10 protein-coding genes are annotated in these 20468 nt (G+C 70.8%); 7 read left to right on the forward strand and 3 right to left on the reverse strand.

Translation table 11 applies throughout. The features are described from left to right. The first annotated feature begins 28 nt into the window (after positions 1-28). The 3 genes from ftsA to ftsZ all read left to right on the forward strand — a co-directional run bounded on the left by ftsA (position 29) and on the right by ftsZ (position 13287). A complete protein-coding gene (ftsA, locus tag OV427_RS34485) occupies positions 29-1261 on the forward strand; it encodes a cell division protein FtsA (RefSeq protein WP_163995185.1) in 1233 nt (410 codons plus the stop codon). 360 nt (positions 1262-1621) lie between these two features. Beyond that, positions 1622-11734: an adventurous gliding motility protein AgmC gene (gene agmC / locus OV427_RS34490; RefSeq protein WP_267860462.1), complete on the forward strand. Its 10113-nt coding sequence runs from the start codon at positions 1622-1624 to the stop codon at positions 11732-11734. A gap of 332 nt (positions 11735-12066) precedes the next feature. Next, complete coding sequence (ftsZ, locus tag OV427_RS34495) at positions 12067-13287, forward strand: cell division protein FtsZ (protein WP_267860463.1); 1221 nt, start codon at positions 12067-12069, stop codon at positions 13285-13287. Between the two features lie 33 nt (positions 13288-13320). Here ftsZ and OV427_RS34500 read toward each other — a convergent pair whose 3' ends face one another. Then, positions 13321-13665 carry a hypothetical protein gene (locus OV427_RS34500; protein ID WP_267860464.1) on the reverse strand — a complete coding sequence of 115 codons (345 nt, stop codon included), beginning with the start codon at positions 13663-13665 and terminating at the stop codon, positions 13321-13323. A 176-nt stretch (positions 13666-13841) separates the two neighbouring features. Here OV427_RS34500 and OV427_RS34505 point away from each other — a divergent pair, with 176 nt between their 5' ends. From OV427_RS34505 to OV427_RS34515, 3 genes are read left to right on the forward strand one after another with little or no spacing between them, the layout of a single operon-like run. Then, positions 13842-15194, forward strand: a complete 1353-nt coding sequence (locus tag OV427_RS34505; protein WP_267860465.1) for an acetyl-CoA carboxylase biotin carboxylase subunit — start codon at positions 13842-13844, stop codon at positions 15192-15194. A gap of 55 nt (positions 15195-15249) precedes the next feature. Further along, the gene (locus tag OV427_RS34510; protein ID WP_267860466.1) at positions 15250-15462 is read left to right on the forward strand and encodes a biotin/lipoyl-binding carrier protein; all 213 of its coding nucleotides are present in this window, start codon (positions 15250-15252) and stop codon (positions 15460-15462) included. Positions 15463-15476: 14 nt separating this feature from the next. Next, positions 15477-16259 (forward strand): enoyl-CoA hydratase/isomerase family protein, encoded by a 783-nt coding sequence (locus OV427_RS34515; protein WP_267860467.1) that lies wholly within the window; start codon positions 15477-15479, stop codon positions 16257-16259. Positions 16260-16289: 30 nt separating this feature from the next. Here OV427_RS34515 and OV427_RS34520 read toward each other — a convergent pair whose 3' ends face one another. Both OV427_RS34520 and OV427_RS34525 read right to left on the reverse strand, forming a co-directional pair. Beyond that, positions 16290-16883 carry a response regulator gene (locus OV427_RS34520; RefSeq protein WP_002634367.1) on the reverse strand — a complete coding sequence of 198 codons (594 nt, stop codon included), beginning with the start codon at positions 16881-16883 and terminating at the stop codon, positions 16290-16292. Positions 16884-16971: 88 nt separating this feature from the next. Further along, positions 16972-18810, reverse strand: coding sequence for an FHA domain-containing protein (locus OV427_RS34525; RefSeq protein ID WP_267860468.1), 1839 nt, complete (start codon positions 18808-18810; stop codon positions 16972-16974). A gap of 108 nt (positions 18811-18918) precedes the next feature. On the opposite strand from OV427_RS34525, the gene OV427_RS34530 reads away from it, so the two are divergent. After that, entirely contained in the window at positions 18919-20460 is a 1542-nt protein-coding gene (locus OV427_RS34530) for a rhomboid family intramembrane serine protease (protein ID WP_420718302.1), read from the forward strand. Positions 20461-20468: the final 8 nt, after the last annotated feature.

Consider the following 20468-nt stretch of genomic DNA (forward strand, 5'->3'; position numbering starts at 1 on the left):
CGAGAGTGGGGGGCCTGGGAGGGTTGTCATGGCGAAGCAGAAGTCGGGGGAGATCATCGTCGGCCTCGACATCGGCACGACGAAGATCTGCGCCATCGTCGGAGAGCTGACCGACAGCGGCATCGACATCATCGGCATCGGTACGCACCCGTCGAAGGGGTTGCGCAAGGGCGTGGTGGTCAACATCGAGGCCACGGTCTCCTCCATCCGGCGCGCCGTCGAAGAGGCGGAGCTGATGGCGGGGGCTGAAATCTCCCACGTCTATACGGGCATCGCCGGCGGCCACATCAAGGGCTTCAACTCCCAGGGCATCGTCGCGGTGAAGGACAAGGAGGTCCGCGAGGCGGACATCGCCCGCGTCATCGACGCGGCGAAGGCGGTGGCCATCCCCCTGGACCGGGAGGTCATCCACGTCCTGCCGCAGGAGTTCATCATCGACGACCAGGGCGGCATCAAGGAGCCGCTGGGCATGGCGGGCGTGCGCCTGGAGGCCAAGGTGCACATCGTCACCGGGGCCGTCTCGAGCGCGCAGAACATCGTCAAGTGCGCCAACCGCACGGGGCTGAATGTCTCCGACATCGTCCTGCAGCCGCTGGCCAGCGCGGAGGCGGTGCTGGGCGAGGACGAGAAGGAGCTGGGCGTGTGCCTCGTCGACATCGGCGGCGGCACCACGGACATCGCCATCTTCTCCGGCGGCTCCATCGTCCACACGGCGGTGATTGCGCTGGGCGGCAACAACCTCACCAGCGACATCGCCATCGGCCTGCGCACGCCCGCGCACGAGGCCGAGCGCATCAAGCAGAAGTACGGCTGCGCGCTGGCGTCCCTCATCAACAAGGACGACACGATTGAGGTGCCCAGCGTGGGCGGCCGCCAGCCGCGCGTCCTGGGGCGGCAGATTCTCTGCGAGATTCTGGAGCCGCGCGTGGAGGAGATCTTCCAGCTCGTGCACCGCGAAATCCAGAAGTGCGGCTACGAGGACCTGCTGGCCTCGGGCGTGGTGATTACGGGTGGCTCCACGCTGCTGGCCGGCATGCCGGAGCTGGCCGAAGAGGTGCTCGGGCTGCCGGTGCGCCGCGGCATGCCGCGTGGCATCGGCGGGCTGGTGGACGTGGTGAAGAGCCCCATGTACGCCACGGGCGTGGGCCTGGTCGTCTACGGTGCCAAGCACCTGGACCGGCGCATGTTCCGCATCCGCGAGGAGAACGTGTACAAGAAGGTGAAGGGCCGCATGCGCGAGTGGCTCGAGGAAATCTTCTGACGGGCTGAGTCAACCCGCCCGCCGCATGCGAAGGGGCTCTCCGGAAGGGGGGCCCCTTTTGCATTCTGGCCAGGTGCGTCATGCCCAGATCGCGTCGGACGTGGACGCGTCAGGAGTCCCTTCCGCGTCCGGTGCTGACGCGTCAGGAGCGGCTTCGGGCGCGTCCGGTTGGGACGCAAAGCTGTCTGGTTTCCAGAATCCGGATCCGTGATTCGGATTGCCCTCTGGGAGGGGAGGGTGCTGGGTCCCAGAAGCCCTTGGAACTGCGGGGGTTGGGAACTGGACGAGGGATGGCTTCGGGATTGCTATGTGCGGCCATTGCCGCCGGGACCCCATCCCACCTCGCGCGGCCCCGCCCACATGAACGACAACACCCCCACCTACACTCCGCTGGCGCTGGCGCGACGCATCCGTGCTCGCCTGCCTGCCGCTGGCCTTCTGGCGCTGCTGTGCGCCGTGCTGGTGGCTCCCGCCGCCCAGGCCGAGCTCGACACCTTCCAGTTGGGCAATGGCCACAATGGCGCACTGACGGTCAACGCCGCCAACACCGTCGTCAACACCTATACGCGGGTGACGGCGGCGGTTCCGGTGAACCAGAGCTTCGTCACCGTGACCTCCTCGACGGGTTTCGCGAACGGCGACCTGGTCCTGGTGTACCAGGGCACGGGCTACACCGGGACGGTGACGTCGGGGGGCCAGACGGCCCTCGACCTGACGGGGAACACGGTGGGCCGGTGGCAGTTCGGGCGGGTGCAGTCTCTCACCGCCACCCGGCTCACCTTCAGCCAGCCGCTCACGGTGAGCTTCGCGGCCAACGTGACGCAGGCCATCCGGGTGCCCGAGTACACCACCGTGACGGTCAACGCCGCGGGCAGCATCGTCGCCCAGGCCTGGGATGGCATTACGGGTGGCGTGGTCATCTTCCTGGCGACGGGTGCGGTGAGCAACGCGGGCGCCATCTCCGCGAGCGGACTGGGATTCCGCGGCGGCCAGTTCCTCAACGGCAACGGTGACAACTGCACCGGCATCGACCAGGCGTACCCGGGAGGCACGACGAAGGGTGAGGGCATCGTTCCGGCGCGCTACTCCCTTGCGATTCCTCCAGCGGGGGGCACGACGGGGTACGGCAACATCTTCAACGGTGGTGGCGGCGGCATCTGCCACAACTCGGGTGGTGGCGGTGGCAGCAGCCATGGCACGGGTGGCAAGGGCGGCCGCACGTGGAGCGGCGACACGGTTCCCTCGCGTGACGTCGGTGGTCGCGGCGGCGCGCAGATGCTCTTCACCCCGCAGGACCACCTGCTCTTCGGCGGTGGTGGCGGCGCGGGCCACAGCAATGACGACCTGGGTGGCGGTGGCAGCGCCGGTGGCGGCATCGTGTTCATCCGCGCGGCGTCGCTGACGGGAGCCGGAACGATTTCGGCGAACGGCGTGGCGGGTGTGAACGCGACGGATCCGGGCAACGACGCGGCGGGCGGCGGCGGCGCGGGCGGTACGCTGTACCTGCGCTTCACGGGGAACTTCACGTGCAACGCCAATCAGGTGACGGCGCGCGGTGGCGCTGGTGGCAGCACCGCGTTCGACCAGCACGGCACGGGTGGTGGTGGCGGTGGTGGCCGCGGCCTGATTCAGGGTGGCACGGTGGGCTGCACGCCCGCGGTCACCGGTGGTGCGGCGGGTACGCAGCCGACGGCCGGCGCTCCCGACGGTCTGACCTACGGCGCCATTGCCGGCAGTGTCGGCCTCGTCACCACCCTGTCGGGTGCCTTCCCGGCTCCGGCCGCACCAGTGGTCACGTTGCCAGCCAACGGCTCCACCACCGGCGTCCGCCCGCCCATGGGCGGCACGGCCCCGGCGAACTCGACGGTGATCATCTACGTCGACGGCGTGGAGTACGCCCGCGTGACGGCGGATGCCGCTGGCAACTTCACGTACACCCCGACGGCCGACCTCGCGGCTGGTGCGCACACCATCAGCGCCGTGGCCGAGGTGCAGGGCGTTGCCAGTGCGCGCAGCAACACCAACACCTTCACGGTGGCGTCGGACACCACGCCGCCAGATACGACGATTGTCAGCGGCCCGGCCCTGGTGACGAACGCCACCACGGCCACGTTCGACTTCTCCGCGAACGAGACCCCGGTGACGTACGAGTGCTCGCTGGACGGCGCGGCCTTCGCGGCCTGCACCGACCCGGTGACCTTCACGGGCCTGGCGCAGGGCAACCACACCCTGTCGGTGCGTGCGCGTGATGCGGCCGGCAACGTGGACCCGACTCCGGCCACCTACGCGTGGACCGTCGACACCACGCCTCCGGATACCACCATCGTGAGCGGCCCGGCGGCGGTGACGAGCTCCACCAGCGCCACGTTCGACTTCAGCTCGCCCGACAGCCCGGTGACGTACGAGTGCTCGCTGGATGGCGCGGCCTATGCGGCCTGCACCGACCCGGTGACCTTCACGGGACTCGCGCAGGGCAACCACACGCTGTCTGTCCGCGCGCGTGACGCCGCCGGCAACGTGGACCCGACGCCGGCCACCTACGCGTGGACGGTAGACACCACTGCTCCAGACACGACGATTGTCTCCGGCCCGCCCGCGCTGACGAACAGCAACAGCGCGACGTTCGACTTCAGCTCGAACGAGAGCCCGGTGACGTACCAGTGCTCGCTGGACGGCGCGGCCTTCGTGGCCTGCACCGACCCGCGTACGTTCACGGGCCTGGCGGACGGCAACCACACGCTGGCGGTCCGCGCGGTGGATGCCGCGGGCAACATCGACGGCAGCCCGGCGACCCACGCCTGGACGGTGGACACCTCCCCGCCGGACACCACCATCGTGAGTGGTCCGGCGTCGGTGACGAACAGCAACAGCGCCACGTTCGACTTCAGCTCTCCCGACGCGGCCGCCACCTTCGAGTGCTCGCTGGACGGCGCGGCCTTCGTGGCCTGCTCCGACCCGCGCACCTTCACCGGCCTGGCGGACGGCAACCACACGCTGTCGGTCCGCGCGCGTGACACCGCGGGCAACGTGGACCCGACGCCCGCCACCTACGCGTGGACCGTGGACACCGCCCCTCCGGACACCACCATCGTGAGTGGCCCCTCGGGGCTGACGGCTTCCACGTCGGCCACCTTCGACTTCAGCTCTCCTGACAGCCCCGTCACCTACGAGTGCTCGCTGGACGGCGCGGCCTTCGCGGCCTGCACGGACCCGGTGACGTTCACGGGCCTGGCCCAGGGCGGCCACACGCTGTCGGTGCGCGCCCGTGATGCGGCTGGCAACGTGGACCCCACGCCCGCCACCCGCGCGTGGACGGTCGACACGGTGGCTCCGGACACCACGTTCACCAGCACGCCGCCCCTGATTACGAACTCGGCGGTGGCCAACTTCGACTTCAACTCCAACGAGAGCCCCGTCACCTACGAGTGCCGTCTGGACGGCGCGGTGCTGTTCACCGCGTGCGCGGACCCGCAGACCTTCCCGGGCCTGTCGAACGGCAGCCACACGCTCGAGGTTCGCGCGGTGGACAGCGCCGGCAACGTGGACACGACGCCGGCTACGTATACGTGGACCGTCGACACCACGCCTCCGGATACCACCATCGTGAGCGGCCCGGCGGCGGTGACGAACTCCACCAGCGCCACGTTCGACTTCAACTCTCCCGACAGCCCGGTGACGTACCAGTGCTCGCTGGACGGCGGGGCCTTCACGAGCTGCACGGACCCGGTGACCTTCACGGGCCTGGCCAACGGCAACCACACGCTGTCGGTGCGCGCGGTGGATGCGGCCGGCAACGTGGACCCGACTCCGGCCACCCACGCCTGGATGGTGGACACCACCCCTCCGGACACCTCCATCGTGAGCGGCCCGGCGGCGGTGACGAACTCCACCAGCGCCACGTTCGACTTCAGCTCGCCCGACAGCCCGGTGACGTACGAGTGCTCGCTGGATGGCGCGGCGTATGCGGCCTGCACCGACCCGGTGACCTTCACGGGACTTGCGCAGGGCAACCACACCCTGTCGGTGCGCGCCCGTGATGCGGCTGGCAACGTGGACCCGACTCCGGCGACGTACGCCTGGACGGTGGACACCAGCGCTCCGGACACGACGATTGTGTCCGGCCCGCCCGCGCTGACGAACAGCAACAGCGCGACGTTCGACTTCAGCTCGAACGAGAGCCCGGTGACGTACCAGTGCTCGCTGGACGGCGCGGCCTTCGTGGCGTGCAGCGACCCGCGCACGTACACGGGCCTTGCGGACGGCAACCACACGCTGGCGGTGCGCGCGGTGGATGCGGCCGGCAACGTGGACGGCAGCCCCGCGACCCACGCCTGGACGGTGGACACCACGCCGCCGAACACGGTGATTGACTCGGGCCCGGCGGCGCAGACGAACGCGACGACGGCCACGTTCAACTTCAGCTCGCCCGACAGCCCGGTGACGTACCAGTGCTCGCTGGACGGCGCGGCCTTCACGGCCTGCACCGACCCGGTGACCTTCACGGGCCTGGCGGAAGGTGGCCACACGCTGGCGGTGCGCGCGGTGGATGCGGCCGGCAACGTGGACCCCACGCCCGCGACCTACAGCTGGACGGTGGACCGCACCGCCCCCGGCATCCCGGTGGTGACGGCTCCGGCCGACGGCACGACGGTGCCGACGCAGCAGCCGACGTTCGCCGGCACGGCGGACCCGGGCACGACGGTGACGGTGATTGTGGACGGCGTGGTGCTGGGCACCGCGCCGGTGGACGGCCTGGGCAACTGGACGTTCCCCTGCCCGGTGGTGCTGGACCAGGGTCCGCACACGGTGGTCGCCACGTCCACGGACGCGGCGGGCAACGTCAGCGGGCCGAGCGCTCCCAACACCTTCATCGTGGACACGGTGCGGCCGGCGGCTCCGGAAATCGACCGTCCCGCCGATGGGGCGACGGTGGCCACGCGCCGCCCGACGTACGAGGGCACGGCCGAGCCGGGCGCCGATGTGACGGTGATTGTGGACGGCGTGGTGCTGGGCACCGTGAGGGCCGACGTGAATGGGAACTGGAGCATCGTGGAGGACGGGGACCTGTCCGACGGCTCGCACACGGTGGAGGCCACGGCGACGGACGCCGCTGGCAACATCAGCGAGGCGACGGCGCATGACTTCCTCGTCGACACCTCGGCTCCGGACACCCTCATCGTCTCCGGTCCGAACCTGCGCACCAACTCGACGACGGCCACCTTCGACTTCGACCAGATCAACGGCGGCGTGCGGTACGAGTGCAGCCTGGACGGCGCGGCCTTCGTGGCCTGCACGGACCCGGTGACCTTCACGGGCCTGGCGGCGGGCAACCACACGCTGGCGGTGCGTACGGTCAATGCGATTGGCACGGCGGACCCGGAGCCGGCCACCTACGCGTGGACGGTGGACCTGACGGCGCCGACGCTGCCGACCATCGACTCGCCGGCCGATGGCGACACGGTGGGCACCGCGACGCCCACCATCACCGGCACCGGTGAGCCGGGCAGCAGCATCTTCCTGGACCTGGATGGCGCCACCTACGGCCCCATCCCGGTGGATGGCTCGGGCAACTGGACCTTCACGGTTCCGGTGCCGCTGGCCGAGGGTCCGTACACGGTGTCCGCCACCAGCGTGGACGCTGCCGGCAACTCCGCCGGCCCGGTGACGAGCACCTTCATCGTCGACCTGGCGGCCCCGGACACGATCATCGTCTCTGGCCCGCCGGCCCTCACCCGCGAGACGTCCGCCACCTTCGACTTCGACCAGACGGGCGGTGGAGTCTCCTACCAGTGCAGCCTCGACGGCGCTTCCTACGTGCCGTGCACGGACCCGGTGACCTTCACGAGCCTCGCGGACGGCGAGCACGTGCTGCTGGTGCGCGCGGTGGACGCGGTGGGCAACGTGGACCTCACTCCGGCCGAGCACCGCTGGACGGTGGACACCACGGAGCCCGACACGCTCATCGACTCCGGTCCCGCCGACCCGACGAACGCGACGTCGGCGACCTTCGAGTTCTCGGCCTCCGAGCCGGGCTCCACCTACGAGTGCAGCGTGGACGGCGCCGCCTACGTGCCGTGCACGGACCCGGTGACGTTCAACGGCTTCGCGGAGGGTGGGCACACGCTGCAGGTTCGCGCGGTGGACGCGGCGGGCAACGTGGACCCGACGCCCGCCGAGTACACCTGGACGGTGGACCTCACGGCCCCGGTCGTTCCGGTCATCGTCACGCCGGCCAACGGCGCGGTGCTGCCTGACGGCAACGTCACCATCACCGGCACGGCGGTGGGCGCCACGTCGGTGACGCTGACGCTGGACGGGACGACCTACGGCCCCATCCCGGTGGATGGCTCGGGCAACTGGACCTTCTCGCCTCCGGTGACGCTGGCGGACGGCCCGTACACCGTCTCGGTGGTGGCGGTGGACGACGTGGGCAACACGAGCGGCCCGGCGACCTCCACCTTCACGGTGGACCACACGGCGCCGGACACGGCCATCGACAGCGGCCCCGCGGCGCTGACGCGCGAGACGACGGCGAACTTCGTCTTCTCCTCCAACGAGTCCCCGGTGACGTTCGAGTGCAGCCTGGACGGCGCGGCCTTCACGGCGTGCCCGGCCCAGACGAGCTTCGGCCCGCTGGCCGACGGCGAGCACACCCTGGCGGTGCGCGCGGTGGACACGGCTGGCAACGTGGATACGACGCCGGCCACGCACACGTGGACGGTGGACACGGTGGCGCCGGTGGTGACGCTCACCACGCCCGCCGATGGCGCGGTCGTCCCGACGCCGCAGGTGACGTACTCGGGCACCACGGAGCCGGGCGCCACGGTGTCGGTGGTGGTGGACGGCGTGGAGGTGGGGCCGGTGACGGCGGACGCCTCGGGCAACTGGACGCTGCCGGTGGGCACGGGGCTGGCCGAAGGGCCTCACACCGTCACCGTCACGGCCACGGACCCGGCGGGCAACACCAGCCCGCCCGTGACGCACGACTTCACGGTGGACGCGCTGCCGCCGAACACGAGCTTCACCGTCACGCCGCCCGCGCTCACCAACAGCACCACGGCCAACTTCGAGTTCACCTCGGATGAGTCGCCGGTGACGTTCGAGTGCAGCCTGGATGGCGCGGCCTTCGCGCCCTGCACCACGCCGCTCGAGCTGAACGGCCTGGCGGAGGGTGAGCACACCCTGGCGGTGCGCGCGCGGGACACGGACGGCAACGTGGACCCGACGCCGGCCACGCACACGTGGACCGTGGACCGCACCGCTCCGGACACCCTCATCGTGAGCGGCCCGCCGCTGGCGGACGCGCCGAGCACGGCCACCTTCGACCTCGACCAGACGGGCGGCGGTGTGTCGTATGAGTGCAGCCTGGACGGGGCGGCCTTCGCGCCGTGCCCGGACCCGGTGACCTTCACCAGCCTGGCCTCGGGCCCGCACACCCTGGCGGTGCGCGCGGTGGACGGGGCGGGCAACGTGGACGCGACACCGGCCACGTACAACTGGTCGGTCAGCGTCGACACGGACGGCGACGGCCTCACGGACGCCGAGGAAGTCACGCTCGGCACGGACCCGAACAACCCGGACACGGACGGCGACGGCCTGACGGACGGCATCGAGGTCAACGTCGGCGACACGGATCCGCTCGACGACGACTCGGATGACGACGGCGTGATGGACGGCACGGAGGACGCCGACCACGACGGCATCGTGGACGCGAACGAGACCGACCCGAACGAGGCGGACACGGACGGCGACGGCCTGACGGACGGCCTGGAGCTGGGCCTGACGGAGCCCGAGGGCGACGACACCGACCCGGCGCACTTCACGCCGGACGCGGACCCGACCACCACGACGAACCCGCTCAACGTCGACACCGACGGTGGCAGCGTGCGCGACGGGGTGGAGGACGCCAACCACAACGGCCGCGTGGACGCGGGCGAGACGAATCCGCTCGTGGCCGCCGACGACACCGACTCGGACGGTGACGGCGTGGACGACGCCACCGAAATCGAGCTGGGCACCGACCCGCACGACGCGGACACGGACGACGACGGCGTGCAGGACGGCGCCGACGGCCTCACCGACACGGATGGCGACGGCACCATCGACGCCCTCGACCCGGACAGCGACAACGACGGCCTGCTCGACGGCACGGAGCGGGGCGTGACGCTGGAGAACGCGCCGGTGGGCACCAACACCAGCTCGCCCAACTTCGTCCCGGACGCGGACCCGAGCACCACCACCGACCCGAAGAAGGCCGACACGGATGGTGACGGGCTGACCGATGGGGCGGAGGACGCGGACTCCAACGGCGCCGTGAGCTCCACCGAGACCGACCCGAACAAGGCGGACACGGATGGCGACAGCCTGAACGACGGCCTCGAGGTGATGGGCCGCAACTCGACGGACCCGCTCAACCCCGACACGGATGGTGACGGGCTGAACGACGGTCGCGAGGACGCGAACCTCAACGGCAGCTTCGACAATGGCGAGACGGACCCGAGGAACCGGGACACGGACCAGGGCGGTGCCAGCGACGGGGACGAGGTCAACGCCGGTGGCAACCCGCTGGACGGCAACGACGACTTCGTGGTCGTGGGCCGTGGCTGCAGCACGGGCGGGGCGGGCACCTTCGCTCCGCTGGCGCTGCTCCTCCTCGCGCTGCCCATGCTGGGCCGCCTGCGCCGCTCGGGCCGGCGTCCCTCGCGGGCGCTGGTGGCCGGTGCCGCCGGGGGCCTTGCCCTCACCGGGGCGCTGGTGGCCCCGACGGCCCAGGCGCAGGTGACGGCGCCCACGGCGTCGCAGGCCATCGACGTGCAGCAGTACAAGCCGGGCCCGGGCGCCGGGGACATCCTCGGCGTGCACAGCGCCCGCGTGCAGAGCCACCTCAACTGGAACGTGGGCCTGTCCCTCAACTACGCGGACAAGCCGCTCAACTTCCTCGACCCGCGGCAGGACCGGTTCATCACCGCGCTGGTGCGCAGCCAGGTGGGGTTGGACCTGATGGGCGCGGTGGGTCTGTTCGACCGCTTCGAGGTGGGCGTGGTGCTGCCGGTGACGCTGCAGGACTCGGAGCCGGCGCCGCAGGTGGACCCGAGCTTCTCGCAGGGCGTGGGCTCGGGCGGCATTGGCGACCTGCGCGTGGTGCCCAAGGCGCGGCTGGTGGACGGTGAGTCCTTCGGCCTCGCGCTGGCGGTGCCGGTGGTGCTGCCCACGGGCGGCGGCTCGGACTTCCTCGGTGGCTCGGGCGTCGGCATCCAGCCGCGCCTGGTGGCCGAGTACGGACAGCGGCTGCGCCTCGCCGCGAACCTGGGCATCGACATCCGCAAGCAGCAGCAGCTTCGCAACCTGAACACCGGCAACGCGCTGACCTACGGTGTGGGCGCGGAGCTGCCCTTCACCCTGGGCGAGCTGCCGCTGGCCGCGGAGGCCACGGTGGTGGGCGCGCTGGGCTTCGAGGAGCAGGACACGGAGGAGCGCCCGCTGGAGCTGCTGGCGGCGCTGAAGTACCGCTCGCTGGGCGGCCTGTCCGCGCACCTGGGCGCCGGGCCGGGCCTCACCCGCGGTTACGGCACCCCGGGCTTCCGCGTGCTCGCGGGCCTGAGCTACAGCCCTCCGCCCTCGAAGGAGCCCAAGCCCGTCGTCACGCCCGCGCCGGTGGACACCGACGGCGACGGCCTGATGGACCCGCAGGACCGCTGCCCCGTCGAGGCCGAGGACAAGGACGGCTTCGAGGACGCGGACGGCTGCCCGGACCTGGACAACGACAAGGACGGCATCGTCGACGGCTCCGACAAGTGCATGAACGAGCCCGAGTCGAAGAACGACTACGAGGACGCGGACGGCTGCCCGGACGAGGTGCCCGCGCCGGTGGACTCGGATGGTGACGGCCTCCTGGACCCGGACGATGCGTGCCCCTCGAAGGCCGAGGACAAGGACGGCTTCGAGGACGCGGATGGCTGCCCGGACCCGGACAACGACAAGGACGGAATCGCCGACGTGGCGGACAAGTGCGTCAACGAGCCCGAGGTCATCAACGGCGTGGATGACGCGGACGGCTGCCCGGACAAGGGCAAGGTGAAGGTGCTCGTCGACGGCGAGCGCATCCTCATCCTGGAGAAGGTCTACTTCGCCACGTCGAAGGACGTCATCCTCGCGCGCTCCTTCCCGCTGCTGAAGCAGGTGGCCGCGGTGCTGCGCGCCAACCCGCAGGTGGAGCTGCTCCGCATCGAGGGCCACACGGACGACCAGGGCAACGACGCCAAGAACCTGGACCTGTCCCAGCGCCGCGCCAACAACGTGCGCAAGTTCCTGGTGAACGAGGGCATCCTCCCCGTTCGCCTGGAGTCGGCGGGCTACGGCGAGACGAAGCCGGTGGACACCAACAAGACGGCGGCGGGCCGCGAGAACAACCGCCGCGTGGAGTTCACCATCCTCCGCGTGGGCAAGGTGGAAGTGGAGCGCGAGGCCCAGTAGTCCGCCGGCCCTGAAGAACCGGTGAACACCACCGGATGATGCGCGAGGGTGGTCCTGGACGATGCTCCGGGACCACCCTTTGCGTTGGTGGCGAGGCGTGATTCCGACCTGCCGAGGCGTACCGCTTTTCGCGAGTCAAGAGGCGAAGTGCTCCCACCACGCCGCACCGCGTGCATGCCAGCCCGCTGCGTAAGTGCGCGTCAGGACTCGGCGGCGGCTCATCCCGCTACAGGCTCGTAGCGGAATACTTGCCAAAGCGTGGGACTTGCTGATGATTGTGGAGGTTGGGGGTGCGCGCGCTGCACCGCGCCGCTCCAGCCGAAAGGACCGCCATGGATCAGTTCGATCAGAACAAGCAGGCCGCCAAGATTCGGGTCGTGGGGGCAGGTGGGGCCGGCTGCAACGCGGTCAACACGATGATTCTGTCGAAGCTCGACCGGGTCGACTTCATCGCCGCCAACACCGATGTGCAGGCGCTCGCGGCGAGCAAGGCTCCCACGCGTCTCCAGCTCGGCCAGACGCTGACGAAGGGCCTGGGCGCGGGTGCCAACCCGGAGATGGGCCGCGAGGCCGCCCTGGAGTCGAGGGACCAGATTGCCGCGGTGCTCGAGGGCGCCGACATGGTGTTCGTCACCGCCGGCATGGGCGGCGGCACCGGCACGGGCGCCGCGCCCATCATCGCGGACATCGCCAAGAGCCTGGGCTGCCTCACGGTGGGCGTCGTCACCAAGCCCTTCCTCTTCGAGGGCAACAAGCGCCGCAAGCAGGCCGAGCAGGGCATCGTGGAGCTGAAGGCCGCGGTGGACACCCTCATCACCATTCCGAACCAGCGCCTGCTGTCGCTCTCCAACGAGCCGATGCCGCTCCTGGAGACCTTCAAGCGCGCGGACGAGGTCCTCCTGAATGCCGTGCAGGGCATCAGCGACCTCATCCAGTACCACGGCTACATCAACGTGGACTTCGCGGACGTGAAGACCATCATGAGCGACAAGGGCCTGGCGCTCATGGGCACCGGCCACTCGTCCGGTGACAAGCGCGCGCTCACCGCCATGCAGCAGGCCATCTCCAGCCCGCTGCTGGAGGACGTGTCCATCGACGGCGCCACCGGCCTGCTCATCAACATCACCGGCGGCCGCGACATGACCCTGCAGGAGGTCAACGAGGCGCTGACGCTGGTGCACGACGCGGCCGACAGCGAGGCGGAAATCATCTTCGGCTCGCTCATCGACGACCAGATTCAGGACGAGGTGAAGATCACCATCATCGCCACCGGCTTCGTCCACCGGGACGCGCCCAAGGTTCGCGCGGCGCCGACGGTGGTGCAGGTACCGCTGTCCCGCCCGGCCCCGTCCGTGCTCGCCACCACGCGCGAGGAAGTGGCCAGCCTGGTGCCCACCAAGGGCAGCGCGCCCCGGCCCCTGCCCGCCGTGGAGAGCGGCAAGGCCATGAGCACGCGCACCTCGGTGGTGAAGGAAGCCGCGCTGCCGCTGGACGAGGACCAGTTCGACATCCCCACCTTCCTCCGGCGCCAGGGCCAGACGGAGCTGCCGTAGCGCTTGGGAAGGGGAGGGGCGCGGAGGGCCGTGCTAGCGGCCCGGAAGCCGCGCCACGCTCGCCTCGTCGCGGCCCGCCAGCTTGTCCGCGCGGTCGAAGAGGTCGTCCACCTCCTCGTACAGCGCGTCGACCCGCTCCGGCCTGCGAGGCGCGGGCAGCACGCCGCCGCCGGACAACTCGTCCAGGCGCGCGCTGGCGCGCTGCAGGAACTGGAGGGCCTTCAGCAGGGACAGGCCGCGCCGCGTGCCCTCTTTCGTGAAGAGGGTGCCGCTCTGGGTGAGGGTTTCGAGCGTGGTGCGGACGGTGCCGACACGGTCCGCCTGCCGGGAACGGTAGAGGTCCAGCCGCCTGGCGCGCCGCGCGCGGTGCAGGTCCACGACGCCTTCGGGGCCTTGGGAAGAGGGGGGCTTCACGGGGCGGCAAGGTACGTCAGGGCCTCGCAAGGCCGCAAATTTACGGGACTGTACCCACCTGTTGCACGCTCGCCCGCGCCCTTGTCATGGGAGGGGTCGAGGGTTAGGTTCGCCGCCCTTCACAGGGGAGGCCGACCGCCATGTTCCAGAAGCTGCTCATCGCCAACCGGGGAGAGATTGCCCGCCGCATCGGCATGGTGGCTCGGGGGATGGGGCTCAAGACTGTCGCCGTCTACTCGGACGCGGACGCGGAGCTGCCCTTCGTGAAGGAAGCGGACGAGGCCGTTCGCATCGGCCCCGCCCCGGCCAAGGACAGCTACCTCAACACCGCCGCGATTCTCGAGGCCGCGAAGCAGACGGGCGCCCAGGCCGTGCACCCCGGCTATGGCTTCCTGTCCGAAAACGGAGAGTTCGCCCAGGCCTGCGCTGACGCCGGGCTCACCTTCGTGGGCCCGCCTCCGGCGGCCATGGCGCGGATGAAGGACAAGAGCCAGGCCCGCAAGCTGGTGGCCGCGGCGGGCGTCCCGGTGGTGCCCGGCAGCGACGGCGTGGTGCCGGACGTGGCGGGCGCGCTGGCGGCGGCCGAACGCATCGGCTACCCCGTGCTGTGCAAGGCCGCCAGCGGCGGCGGCGGCATCGGCATGGCGGTGGCGAAGGACCCCGCGGAGCTGGAGAAGGTCTTCCGCCAGTGCACGGACCGGGCGAAGGCCGCCTTCGGCAAGGAAGGCGTCTACCTGGAGCGCTACTTCCCGGCGCCCCGCCACATCGAGGTCCAGATTCTGGGGGACCACCACGGCCACCTCATCCACGGCCTGGAGCGCGAGTGCTCCATCCAGCGCCGGCACCAGAAGGTGGTGGAGGAGGCCCCCTCCGTGCTGTTCGCGGACGGGAAGAACGCGGCCCTGGCGCAGACGCTGTTCACCGCGGCCGTCACCGCGGCGAAGACGTTCGGCTACGCCAACGCCGGCACGGTGGAGTTCCTCTACTCGGACGGGCAGGTCTACTTCATCGAGATGAACGCCCGCCTCCAGGTGGAGCACCCGGTGACGGAGCTCACCACGGGGCTGGACCTCATCGGCTGGCAGCTGCGCATCGCCGCGGGCGAGCGCCTCACGGTGCAGCAGGAGGACGTGAAGCGGCGCGGGGCGGCGCTGGAGTTCCGCATCTACGCCGAGGACCCGGTGAAGTTCTTCCCCTCGCCGGGGCCCCTCAAGGTCTTCCAGCCCCCCACGGGCGAGGGCGTCCGGCTGGACTCGGGCTATGGCGAGGGCAACACCGTCACGCCGAACTACGACCCGATGATTGCCAAGCTCATCATCAGCGGTGACACGCGCGCGCAGGCGATTGAGCGCTCCATCGCGGCGCTGCAGGGCTTCCGCATCGAAGGCATCAAGACGAACATCCCGCTCCACCTGCGCATCGTGCAGGATGCGGCCTTCCGGGCCGGCGAGCTGGACACGCACTTCCTGGAGCACCACGCGAAGCCGGCGTAGAGCAGCCGGGGCTTTCTGCTCCAGCCCCATCCCACCCCTGAGGAGGCAAGGTTCCATGGCGGACGTCGCGGCGCACATCACCGGTACGGTGTGGAAGATCGAGGTGAAGGTCGGCCAGCAGGTCAAGGCGGGCGACACGCTCGTCATCCTCGAGTCCATGAAGATGGAGATGCCGGTGGAGGCGGAGGAGGGCGGCACGGTGAAGGAGATTCGCTGCAAGGAGTCTCAGTCCGTCAACGAGGGCGATGTCCTCGTGGTGCTCGGCTAGCGGTGGAGCCGCCGGTGGGGCCTTCGTCGGAGCCGTCGCTCCACGTGGAGGACCGTGAGGGCGGCATCCGCGTCCTCACGCTGTCCCACCCGGCCCGGCGCAACGCACTCAACGACGCGCTGCTGGCCCGACTGGACGCGGCGCTGGAGCCGGCCCCGCACGTCCGCGCCCTGCTGGTGTGCGGCGCGGGCGGCACCTTCTGCTCCGGCTACGACTTGACGCGCCTGGGCCCGCCCGGTGAGGACGGCCTTCTGCCGGATGACCCGCTGGTGGCGTGCCTCCTCAAGCTGGAGCGGCACCCGGTGCCCAGCGTGGCGCTGGTGCAGGGCGCGGCGGTGGGCGCGGGCTTCGACCTGGCGGCCTCGTGTGACTTCCGCATCGGCACGCCGGACGCCGTCTTCCTCATGCCCCCGGCGCGCCTGGGCATCGTCTACTCGCCGGAGGGGTTGGCCCGGGCGGCGCGGCTGGTGGGCTTCTCCCGCGCCAAGCAGTTGTTCCTCACCGCCCGCAAGCTGGACGCGCGCGAGGCGCTCGCCTGGGGCCTCCTGGACGAGTGTCTGGAGCCCACCGACGCGGAGGCACGCGCGCTCGCGCTGTGCGCCACGCTGGCCGGCCATGCGCCGCTCGCGGTGTCGGGGATGAAGGAGTCCTTCGGCCGGCTGGCTCGCGCCCCGCTGGAGGACACGGACCTGGCGCGCCTGCGCGAGCTGCGCGCGGCGGCCTTCGGCAGCGAGGATGCGAAGGAGGGGCGGGCGGCCTTCCTGGAGAAGCGCCCGCCCCGCTTCACCGGCCGCTAGTCACGGCCGGGAGGGGGTTGCACCGAAGACTCAGGTGTCGCCGAACAGCTCGCCCATGCGCAGCTGGAGCGCAGAGGCAATCTTGTACAGCGAGGAGATGGACGCGGAGGATTCCGCGCGCTCGATCTGGGACAGCAGCGACACGGACAGACCGGTGCGCCGCGCGAGCTGCTTGAGCGTGAGCTCCTGCGTCTTGCGCGCGTCGCGGATGGTGCGGCCGATGGCGCGGTGAAGGTCCGCCTCCGGGTCCTGGGACAGGCCCTTCTTCTGGAGGGCGTTGCGGACCGCGGTGATGAACTGCTCCGGCTCCATCGGCTTCTTCACGTAGTCGGAAGCCTGGGCCTTCAGCGAGGCGACGGCCGTGTCCACCGTGGGATACGCGGTGGCGACAATCACGGCGACGTCCGTGTCGTACTTGCGAATCTGCTCCAACACCTCGGTCCCGGACATCTGGGGCATCATCATGTCCAGGATGACCAGGTGGAAATCCGAGCCGCGGAGGATCTCCACGGTCTGCGTGGGGTCCGTCGTGGTGACGACCTCGTAACCTTCGCGGGTCAGCACCAGCTTGAGGTAGTCGCAGTTGTCCTGCTCGTCATCAACCACCAGGATGCGAATCTGCACAGCGTCTCCTCGCTGCAGGTGAACAGCGTCGGTAGGGGGGATGTGGAGCTCGGGGAGGGGCAAGCACCCACAGCCGGCCGTGAACGGGTCAGCCTCCCGGATTCTTCTGTTGCAGCTGCTTCGCCGCTTCGTAGTCGCCAAGCGTCTTGAGAACGCCAGCGCGCATCTTGTGGTTCTCTGGAGCCAGCTCGAGGAACCGGCGGTAGTGGGTCGCACCCGTCTCGATGTGGCCCAGACGGGCTTCCACGATGCCGAGGAGCAGGTGGCAGTCGGCGTTGGTGGGCGCGAGCTGGGCGCACTCCTTGGCGAGTCGCAGGGCTTCCCGGTACTTCGCCTCCTGCTGCAACTTCAGCAGGGCGCGGATGTCGACGATGAGCTTGTCCACCGAGGGCGCGGACTCCGGCTTCACGACTTCGGGCTCGGGGACGGTGTTGGTGGGCGTGGCTGCGGGCGGAGTCGCCGCAGCCGCGGCCGCGGCGGCCTCCTTCTTGCGGGCGTCGCCCAATTGCTCCAGCAGCTTCTCATGCTCGGTCGCGAAGAGCTGGGTGCCGGAGCTCTCGGTCAGCGCCGTCTCGGCCTCGGCGAGCTTGCCGCCCGCCAGCGCGGTGCGGGCGGTGGCCAGGCGCTGCTCCATCAGCTGCTCCGCGCGGGCCAGGTCCAGCAGCTCCTCCGCCTTGGCAGGCCGCCGGCCCTGCGCGTCCTTGGCGTTGGAGAGGTAGTCCTCGGCCTTCTCGAACTCGTGGGCGTCGATGAACTTCTGGGCCTGGGACAGCCGCTCCTCGAGCGAGGGCCCCGTCGGCTCGGGAGGCGTCTCGGGAGGCGTCTCCGGGGGCTTCGCGGCGGTGTCCGGCTCGGTGCCGGGAGTCGGTCGCTCCGCCGTGGGCGGCTCCGGGTCCGTCCCCTGCTTCGACATGGGCGGCACGGGGGGGCCCGAGGGCTGCGAGCGCATGAAGTAGACGCCCGCGGCCGTGACGCCCAGCAGCACGGCGACGAGCCCCGCCACCAGCGGCAGCTTCGAGCGCGAGCCGCCCGCGCCGGAGGGCAGGTCGTCCGCGGCGTCGCCGGAGTTGAGGAAGCGCAGCTTCACGTGCCCCAGCTCGATGATGTCGCCGGAGCCGAGCGTGGCCTGGGCGTAGCTCTCGCCATTGACCGTCAGCCCGTTGGCGGACTGCATGTCGATGACGCGCCACTCACCGCCGTCTTCGCGCACCAGCTTGGCGTGCGTGCGCGACAGCGAGCGATGATCCAGGGTGATGTCGTTGTCGTCGGTACGTCCGATGCGCAGCTCGGTGCGGATGCAGGCGAACTCCTGCCCCTTGAGCTCATCCGGGGTCAGCACCAGCAGGCGCGGCGCGTCCTCGGCGGCCACGTCCATCACCTTGCGGGGGCGGTCCGCCTCCACCTGATCCAACCGGATGATGGAGGTGGAGTGCCGGCGCGCCTCGGCGGAGGAGGGCGGGGTGTGGTCGTGCTCGTCCCCGTCCGTGTCGTCCTCGGCGCCGGGCGAGGCGGAGGCGTCGTCTTCCTCCTCTGGCTCGTCCTGCTCCTGCGCGCCCATGGGTTCGAGCGCGGGCTCCGTCTTGCGGAGCGCGGAAGGCACCTTGGTCGTGATGGGGCCTGACGCACTGGCAGCGCCTTCGGCGGTCTGCAGGGCCAGGTCGTAGTCGCCGATCTGGATCAGGTCGCCCTCTTTCAGGGGCGACTGACCCGCGATCCGCTCTCCGTTGATCCGGGTGCCGTTATAGCTCCCCAGGTCTTCCACCACGACGTGGCCATTCAGTCGTACCAATCGTGCGTGACGACGGGACACATTGCGTTCCGTCAGGCGGATGGTGTTTCCCTCCTGACGGCCAATGGTGATCTCGTCACGCACGAAGGGAACAACGGTCTTGCGCCCTTCGTCGTCTTCGATGATGAGCTTCAGCACGGGTCCGATCCGCGTACAGTCATAGCAGAACGGGCTTTACCTGCACAAGCCATGTATCCCCCTCAAAAGACAGGGCTTTCTCCCCAAGAGGAGGGGCAACCGGGCCTGTTGTCCATCGGTCAGTCGGCCGTGACGGGGTGGCCCTGGGTCACATTGGCCCTCGCGGTGGTGCTGGGGGGGGTGCACGCGCTGCTGGCGCTCGCCGGGCCGGTGGACGTGGACGCCCTGGTGCGGTGGGGAGCCAAGGCGGGGCCGCTGGTGGTGGAGGCAGGTCAGCCGTGGCGGCTGGTGACAGCCAACTTCCTGCACCGGGACTGGCCGCACCTGGGTCTCAACCTGCTGGTGCTGGTGGCGGCCGGTGTGGCGCTGGAGCGGGTGTGCCGGCGCCGTGACTACGCCGCCCTGCTGGTGGCCGCGGGGCTGATCACCATGGCGGGCTCGCTGGGGTGGTCGGGTGCGGTGAGCGTGGGGGCCTCCGGGCTCGTCTACGCGTGCGTGGGCGCGCTGCTGGTGCTGAGCCGGCGCTACCGGGGGCGGCTCGCGAAATCGCGGTGGATGTCCGGGGAGAGCGCGCTGCCCACGGTGCTGGTCTTCCTCTGGATGGGCTGGACGTCGGTGGGCGTGGACAACGCCGGTCACCTGGGCGGGCTGCTCACCGGGCTGCTCGTGGGCGCCTTCCTGGAGCCCCGGGGGCTCAGCAGGGGGCACGCCCGGCCGGTGGGGCTCGTCGTGGTGGCGGGCGTGGTGGCGGCGCTGGTGGTGGGGGAGCGCTCTGGTTGGCGGCTGGAGCGCGACGACACCTTCGGCGTGTCGGTGCTGCTGCCAGAGGGCTGGCGTGGCGAGGAGGACGGGCAGGGGAGACGCTCCTTCTCCAATGGGCTTCCGGGCCTGGGGCGGGCCACCTTCTCCGCGGAGGTCATCGAGGTCGGCGAGCCTGGGGACGGCGCGGTGCAGGCGCGGCACTTCCAGGAGGAGACGCTGGTGCCCGGCGTGCCGGGGCCCGAGGGGCGGACGCTGAAGGTGGCGGGGCCCGTGCCGACACGGGTGGGCGGCAGGGACGCGCGGAGGGTGTGCGCGGAGCTGGAGGGGCCGGGCGGGGGCACGTACCTCCTGGCCTTCTTCGTTCCGCGCGGCGAGTGGGTGTACCGGCTCGTCTTCACCTGGCCCGCGGCGTACCCGGCCTATGAGGCGGTGGTGGACCGGATGGTGGCGGAGCTGCGCTTCGGCGAGCCCGCGCTGCTGCGCGAGGCCCGGGCCCGGGCTCTGCTGGTGCCGGGAGCGCCGGGGCCGCTGCGAGTGCTGGGAGGCGAGCTGCGCCGCTGGGGACAGGCCGAGGCCGCCGTGGCGCCGCTGGCGGACGCGGTTCGCCTGGCGCCCTCGCACGTGGAGACGCGGGTGGAGCTGGCGCGGGCGCTCTTCGAGACGGGACGGGTGGATGAGGGCTGCCACGCCGCCGCGGAGGCGCGGGTGTATGGGCCCTCGGACACGGGGGTGCTGGAGGCCGGCGTGCGCTGCGAACTGGCGCGCGGCGACGTGGCGCGCGCGCTGGAGCGACTGGAGGAAGCGCGTCGACTGGACCCGAGGGACGCGCGGCTGCGCGCCGCGGAGGTGTCGCTGCGGGCCGTGCTGGAAGCTCCGGCCCGTCCGTGAAGAAGACC

It is taken from the genome of Pyxidicoccus sp. MSG2 (assembly GCF_026626705.1).
Taxonomy (GTDB): domain Bacteria; phylum Myxococcota; class Myxococcia; order Myxococcales; family Myxococcaceae; genus Myxococcus.

What these genes read in the sequence shown, in the direction of transcription:
- ftsA (WP_163995185.1), top strand. Translation starts at nt 29, where the DNA reads ATGGCGAAGCAGAAGTCGGGGGAGATCATCGTCGGCCTCGACATCGGC.
- agmC (WP_267860462.1), top strand. Translation starts at nt 1,622, where the DNA reads ATGAACGACAACACCCCCACCTACACTCCGCTGGCGCTGGCGCGACGC.
- ftsZ (WP_267860463.1), top strand. Translation starts at nt 12,067, where the DNA reads ATGGATCAGTTCGATCAGAACAAGCAGGCCGCCAAGATTCGGGTCGTG.
- OV427_RS34505 (WP_267860465.1), top strand. Translation starts at nt 13,842, where the DNA reads ATGTTCCAGAAGCTGCTCATCGCCAACCGGGGAGAGATTGCCCGCCGC.
- OV427_RS34510 (WP_267860466.1), top strand. Translation starts at nt 15,250, where the DNA reads ATGGCGGACGTCGCGGCGCACATCACCGGTACGGTGTGGAAGATCGAG.